This window comes from Cyanobacteriota bacterium (assembly GCA_025054735.1).
Classification (GTDB): Bacteria; Cyanobacteriota; Cyanobacteriia; order SKYG9; family SKYG9; genus SKYG9.
The window spans coordinates 1-6,568 of record JANWZG010000216.1; the positions used below are offsets into that span (position 1 = coordinate 1).

3 protein-coding genes and 1 riboswitch are annotated in these 6,568 nt (G+C 50.2%); of the genes, 1 reads left to right on the forward strand and 2 read right to left on the reverse strand.

Annotated features, from left to right (window positions below; genetic code table 11):
* Positions 1 to 935, reverse strand: a 935-nt coding sequence (locus NZ772_11325) for a ribonucleotide-diphosphate reductase subunit beta (GenBank protein MCS6814136.1), incomplete at its 3' end; no start/stop codon positions are given.
* A gap of 84 nt (positions 936 to 1,019) precedes the next feature.
* Positions 1,020 to 3,257 (reverse strand): ribonucleoside-diphosphate reductase subunit alpha, encoded by a 2,238-nt coding sequence (locus tag NZ772_11330; protein ID MCS6814137.1) that lies wholly within the window; start codon positions 3,255 to 3,257, stop codon positions 1,020 to 1,022.
* Between the two features lie 385 nt (positions 3,258 to 3,642).
* A riboswitch (cobalamin riboswitch) is annotated at positions 3,643 to 3,788 on the forward strand.
* Between the two features lie 495 nt (positions 3,789 to 4,283).
* On the opposite strand from NZ772_11330, the gene metE reads away from it, so the two are divergent.
* Positions 4,284 to 6,530 carry a 5-methyltetrahydropteroyltriglutamate--homocysteine S-methyltransferase gene (gene metE, locus NZ772_11335; protein MCS6814138.1) on the forward strand — a complete coding sequence of 749 codons (2,247 nt, stop codon included), beginning with the start codon at positions 4,284 to 4,286 and terminating at the stop codon, positions 6,528 to 6,530.
* Positions 6,531 to 6,568: the final 38 nt, after the last annotated feature.

A 6,568-nucleotide genomic window follows, 5' to 3' on the forward strand; every position in this document is an offset into this window, starting at 1 on the left:
GAAAACTTCTCTAGATGGGCATAGGGGCTTTGCTTGTAGATCATTTCTGGAAACAGTGGCTCTAGGCCAATTGCTCTCAAGCGCTGATTTGCCAGATACTTGGTGTACTGTTCGCTGCTAGCAGCGGTAATACCAAGGATGTTGTCTCCGACAATGTGATGCGTCCACCTTGTCTCGTGCTCTACGGCTAGGGCGAACATTTCATAGATTTGCTCTAAGCTATGGGGAAATATTTGCATGGCGGCGGGAATCAGTTTTTGATACAGCCGCACATGGGAAAGCTCATCTCGGTTGATCATGCGGAAAATATCAGCACTTCCTGCCATTAACAGGCGAGACGCGAGGTTGTAGAAAAAGATAAATCCGTTGTAGAAGTATAGGCCTTCCAGTAAGTAATCGGCTAAGAGAGACACAAAGTAGTTTTCTGGAGTTGGGTGATCGACGTAGGCTTGATAGAGTCCAGCAATGAATTCACAGCGTTGCTTGAGGACGCGATCGCTGCGCCAAAACTCGTAAACTTGAGCACGGCGATCGCTGGGAATGACAGTTTCAATAATGTATTGATAGGACTGATTGTGCATCGCTTCTTGGGAAGTTTGCTCTGCCATACACAGAGCTACTTCCGGGGCGGTGACGCTGTTTTTGAGATGGGGCACATTACAGGTTTGCACCGAATCAAGGAAGGTCAGGTAGCTGAGGATGCCATCAAAGGCACGCCGTTCAGCAGGGGTGAGATTAGCATAGTCAGTCACATCTTGGGTGATGTCAATTTTCTCAGGAATCCAGAAGTTTTCTCGCATCTGGCGATATAGGCCAATTGCCCAGCCATAGCGGACATCATTTAACTGCATCAGGTTGGTAGTTTCGCCAAACCAGATAGCGCGATGGCCTCTGTCATCATTGCCGTTGGGATTAAAAACAGGGTTAATCGGCATCCGCTGGGCAGTAGTCGGTGAAAACGATCGCGCTTGTAGACTTAAAACCATGTCAGTCTTTCCAGTCGGGGTTATCAGTGGGTGTTAGTTGGCACACGCTGCACAGTCATCAGTGGCTTCTTTGAAGCTGTCTTTCTGCACAGTGCGAATGTAGTAGATGGCTTTACAGCCTAGTTTCCAGGCTAGGATTAGAGTTTCAAAAATATCCTTTGCGGTGAGACAACGATCGGGTTCACGGGGAAAATATACGCCTGCATTCAGGTTGAACAATAGTTCCATGGATATGCCCGTATCAATCCACTGCTGCATGGTGGCGATCGCCCGAACCACTGTTTGCTGAGGCAGGGTTTTGTTCTCGACATAAAACCAGAAACAGTCACGGATATAGGGAGGTGCAATTGGTACTGCTCCTTTAGACCATTTTTCGTAAAAGAACTTGCTGTAAACGGGCAATACACTGGCCGTACAGCCTTGCACGAGAGAAGACGAGGTGTTGGGGGCGATCGCCGTGATGTGAGAGTTACGAATCCCGTACTGCTGAATATCCTTAGATAGCTGTACCCACCGCTGAGGATGCTTGGCATTTTGCTCAAACCATTCGACAGGCTTTGCTCCTACTAGATGTCCTTTGCTCCACTCACTGCCAGCAAAGGCTGGGTAAGCTCCCCGTTCCTTGGCTAGTTCCATGGAGGCGGCAGTGCAGTAGTAGCCGATGTCTTCAAACAGATCACTGATTTCTTGCAAATGGCTGTAAGTGAGATGGCGTTTAGCTAACCAATCGGCTAATCCCATGCAACCGACCCCGATCGTGCGGTATTTGCGATTATGGGCAGCACTGGCAGCAAAGGGCGCTGTAGTTAGTTCGATCGTATTGTCTAGGATCCGCACCGCAATCTGGGCAATGTACTCCCGTTCGGCATCTTCTAAGTTGGCTAGATTGATGCTCACCAAGTTGCACGTATGGGCTTCTTCACCTGGCTTAACGTTCGACCACGATTCTTGGCAGAGGTTACCCCCTGGGATGTAACCTTCATGAGGATTGGGATTAGCCCGATTCACCGTGTCTTTGAACCACAGATAGGGCATTCCTGTTTCCAGTTGTGTTCGCATGATCTGTTTGAATAAAACCCGGGCATTTATCTGTTTGTAGAGAGTAATTTCTCTACCTAAACATGCTTCGATTTTGCTATAGGCCGCTTCAAAGGCTTTGCCCCACAGTTCCGCTAGCTCGATACCCAGTTTAGTTCGCACTTCATAGGGGTCTACCAATGTCCAATCATCGTCGGCTTCTACACGGTGCATGAACAAGTCACTGACTACTAGCTGAGGAAACACGTCATAGGCTTTGCGACGCTGATCGCCGTTCTCGGTCTGCATTTCTAAGAATTCAGGAATGTCTAGGTGCCAAACATCTAAGCTGACGGTAATTGCTCCAGCCCTGCGACCACCTTGATTGACCGCGATCGCGGTGTCGTTGAGCAGCTTAATCCAAGGCACCACCCCGCCAGATGCATTAGCCTTGCCCATGACCCAACTGCCCACAGCGCGAATGCGGGACAAGTTGACCCCCACACCACCACCATTCTTAGAAATGCGAGCTGCATCATGGATGCCAGAAAAAATACTTTCTAAGTCGTCATCCATTGCCGTAATGAAACAACTGGCTAGCGACCCATTTGGAATTCTGAGATTCGCCAGGATTGGCGTTGCTAAGGAGATTTTGCGCTGGGCAATGGCTTCATAAAACTGTCTAGCTTTGCTTAATCGGTGTGCAGGTGCTTCTACGGTAGCTAGCAGTAGGGCACAGGTTAGCAATGCTTCTTGCGGTAGCTCGTCTTCTAGCAAATACCGCTGGCTTAAAAGAACTGCACCTGCATAGTCATAATCTAAGTCCCAGTCTGGATTAATCCATTGATTGGCGATCGCTAGTTCACTGGCAGAGTAATCTAACATGCGGCGATCGTACTGCCCCTGCAAGACTTTTGCCTGGACAGTGCGGGGATAGTCTCCATATCGATAGCCCCGGCTGACTTGGATGTCTTTCCACAAACTCCAAGTGTGTAACCGTCCAGCCACATATCGCCAATCTGGGTCATCTGGGCTGCACAGATCCAACGCACAGCGGATCAGATTGTCTTGAATCTCACGTGTGGTAATGCCAGAGCGCAACCGGGTCGTGAGGTGAGCTTCTAAGGTGATTGGATTGACTGACAGACCTTGACATGCCCAATTGACAACGGCCCGGATCTTGGTAACGTCAAGCGGCGCGAACGAACCGTTTCGCCGCATCACCTGAATATGGTTGACCGTTGGGCTGAGCATCGCCGATGGTATAGGTTCAGCAGTTAATGGAATTTTCATAGTAGACCATTGCTAGATTGAAAGACTGGCAAGAGAGGCGGCGTTGAAGAAGTTGCAAAACTAGCGATCGCAGCTGTGCGATCGTCAATTCAGAACCTCGAACGAACTTGGCCTGTAGGTGTTTAGAACCAAAATTCTTGCAGTACTGAACAGGAGGGAACCCGCGCAAAGGTAAAGCCCATGTCCGCCTCAGTATAGGGCAAGAAATTCAAATTGGATCAGTGTTTACTCTATGGGTAGCGCTAGTAGTTCTAGAGAGACTCTATATCTATATCTTATAAAGTGGTTCAGCAATCCATCGATCAAGAAATGCAGGGTGACGCTGCTGAATTGAATTGCAACTGTGTTATGGTGAAGGCAATTCGGTTCTGGTGGGGAGCAGCCATCAGACGCAAGGGGGAAAGTGCAGTGCAAATCTGCCGCTGTCCCGCAGCTGTGAGGAGAGGCGCAACTCTCTAAGTCAGAATGCCCGCCGAGTTGTTGACCCTTTACTTAACCATCTGCGAGGTACGGATGATGCAAACGTTGAGCTTTTGTGATGTTCTGCGAGATAGTAGGCGATCGGCGTTTAGTCAATATTTGAGGTTGTAGCGTTTTGAGTTGACTATCGAAACGAGCTGAAAGCAATCTGAAGACAAAATCTGAAAGCAATCTGACTGAAAGCAATCTGAAAACAAGAGGTAGAAGATGCAGCAAGATTGACGTGAGTCAAGGTGGTCAGGGGTAGTCAATGTGTGTGTTGGCAACCAAGATAGCTGTCCTGACGGCGTGTGGATGCGGGCCTTTTCCTGACCGGAGACTTGGGGAGATTTTGTTCGTAAATTTGCTTGTCAGCAGTTTCCCGCATTGAAGCTACGGATTGCTTTTGGGGAGGACTTCAGTCTTCGCCGTAGACCTGATTGCCCTACAGTCTGGGATTAGGGGCTTGGTAACTATTTCTCAGTAACTATCAGTAACTCCTTATAGAATGTTTAGGACGCTACAGCTATGACCCTGCAAACGGCAACGTTAGGATATCCCCGCATTGGTAAAAACCGTGAGGTGAAGAAGGCACTGGAAGCCTTTTGGAGCCAGAAGTCTGACATAGACACCTTGTTAAAAACGGTGCAAGCGGTTGAACTTGAGAACTGGAAGACACAGCTAGACGCAGGTATCGATCGCATTGGCATTGGTGACACCACGTTTTATGATCACGTTTTAGATTGGAGCATTCGGCTAGGAATAATTCCAGAACGGTTTCAATCCCTGACTGGATGGGAGCGCTACTTTGCTATGGCACGGGGCAAGGATGGCATTCCGGCCCTGGAAATGACCAAGTGGTTCGATACTAACTATCACTACCTGGTACCTGAAGTGGCCCAGTCATTGCAGCCCGCGGATTTTAGTGACTTTCTAGCAACAGTGCAGCGGGCGCAAACGCTGTTGGGCGAACGAGCCGTTCCCATTGTGCTTGGCCCCTTAACCCTATTGCGCCTGAGTCGGCTGGAGTTGGCTCTAGAATCAGTTGTGGCTGAGTTGTGCGATCGCTATCTTCTCCTGCTTAGCGACCTGAAAAAGCTGGGGGTAACCGAGGTGCAAATCCATGAACCGGCGCTGGTGCTGGGCGATGCAGACAGCCTTCGGGAGTTGTATCAGTCTACCTATGCTGCCTTGGCTCAGGTGGGCTTGCCCCTGCACTTGGCCACCTACTTTGATGACCTAGGATCTACCTATCCCTGGGTGATGGCCTTACCCGTAGCAGGCATTAGTTTGGACTTTACCCGTGGCCGTAATTTAGATCTGTTGCGGCAGCATGGCTTCCCAGCAGACAAACAGTTGGGTGCAGGCATTGTGGATGCCCGGAATATTTGGAAAATTCGCCCTGAGTCGGTGTTGTCAACCCTGGAGGAGATTCAGAGCATTGCTCCTAACTTGCGGATCCAGCCCTCGGCTTCCCTGCAATTTGTACCCTACGATGCCCAGCGAGAAACCAACCTACCAGAACCCCTGCGGCAGGTGTTGAGTTTTGCAGAGCAGAAGCTAGAGGAGTTGGGAATGTTAGCCCAGACCCTAGCGGGGGATGATCCCAGCGATCGCTTGGCCCTTTTGCAAACCCAGTGGCAGGCATTCCATGAGTTTAGCCCTGCTAATCAAGCGGTGCAAGCGGCGCTGAAGAATCTAACTATCAATGACTTTCAGCGATCGCTCTCCTATTCCCTCCGTATCAACCAACAGATCCCGTTGCCGATTCTCCCTACGACCACGATCGGGTCTTTTCCCCAAACCCCCGAAGTCCGACAACTGCGGGTGAAGTACAAGCGAGGAGAGTTGTCTGAAGCAGACTATCAAGCTGCGATCGATGCTCAAATTGCCGAGTGCATTAAACTCCAAGAAGAGATTGGCATTGATGTGCTGGTGCATGGTGAATTTGAACGCACCGACATGGTGGAATATTTTGGGCAGCAACTCTCTGGGTTTGCCTTTACTGAACAGGGCTGGGTGCAAAGCTATGGCAGTCGCTATGTGCGTCCCCCCATTATCTATGGCGATGTTGCCCGTCCCCAACCTATGACTGTGCGAGAGTTTCAGGTGGCCCAGGCCTTGACCACAAAACCTGTAAAGGGAATGCTCACTGGCCCAGTGACAATTCTCAACTGGTCTTTTCCCCGTGCTGATATTTCCCGACAGGAGCAGGCATTCCAGATTGCCCTAGCGCTGCGGGCAGAGGTTGCTGATTTAGAAGCGGCGGGTGCCCGGGTGATTCAGGTAGATGAACCCGCACTGCGGGAAGGCTTACCGCTAAAGCCAGAGCGCTGGAGTGAGTACCTCTCGTGGGCAGTGGATGCGTTTCGACTAGCAACGGCGATCGCCCAACCCCAGACACAAATTCACACTCACATGTGCTACTGCGAGTTTGGTGACATCATCCAAGACATCGAACGTCTGGATGCAGATGTGATTTCCATCGAAAACAGTCGGAGTAACAACCAAACCCTCCAAGAGATCACCGCGGGCGGCTATTCCCACCAAGTTGGCAATGGCGTGTACGACATCCACAGTCCAGTTATTCCAACGACAGACTACTTAGTCAAGCAACTTAGGGCCGCTGTAGCCAACCTACCCCTGCAACAACTCTGGGTAAATCCTGACTGTGGGCTAAAAACTCGCCGCTGGGAAGAAGTGGTTCCCTCCCTGAAAAATATGGTGGAAGCTACAAAAATCCTGCGAGAGGAGATTAGTGCAACCCAGAAATGACCTACGGCAGGGCTGTTTTGACTGTTGGCAACATAGCG

What these genes read in the sequence shown, in the direction of transcription:
- NZ772_11330 (MCS6814137.1), bottom strand. Translation starts at nt 3,257, where the DNA reads ATGCTCAGCCCAACGGTCAACCATATTCAGGTGATGCGGCGAAACGGT.
- metE (MCS6814138.1), top strand. Translation starts at nt 4,284, where the DNA reads ATGACCCTGCAAACGGCAACGTTAGGATATCCCCGCATTGGTAAAAAC.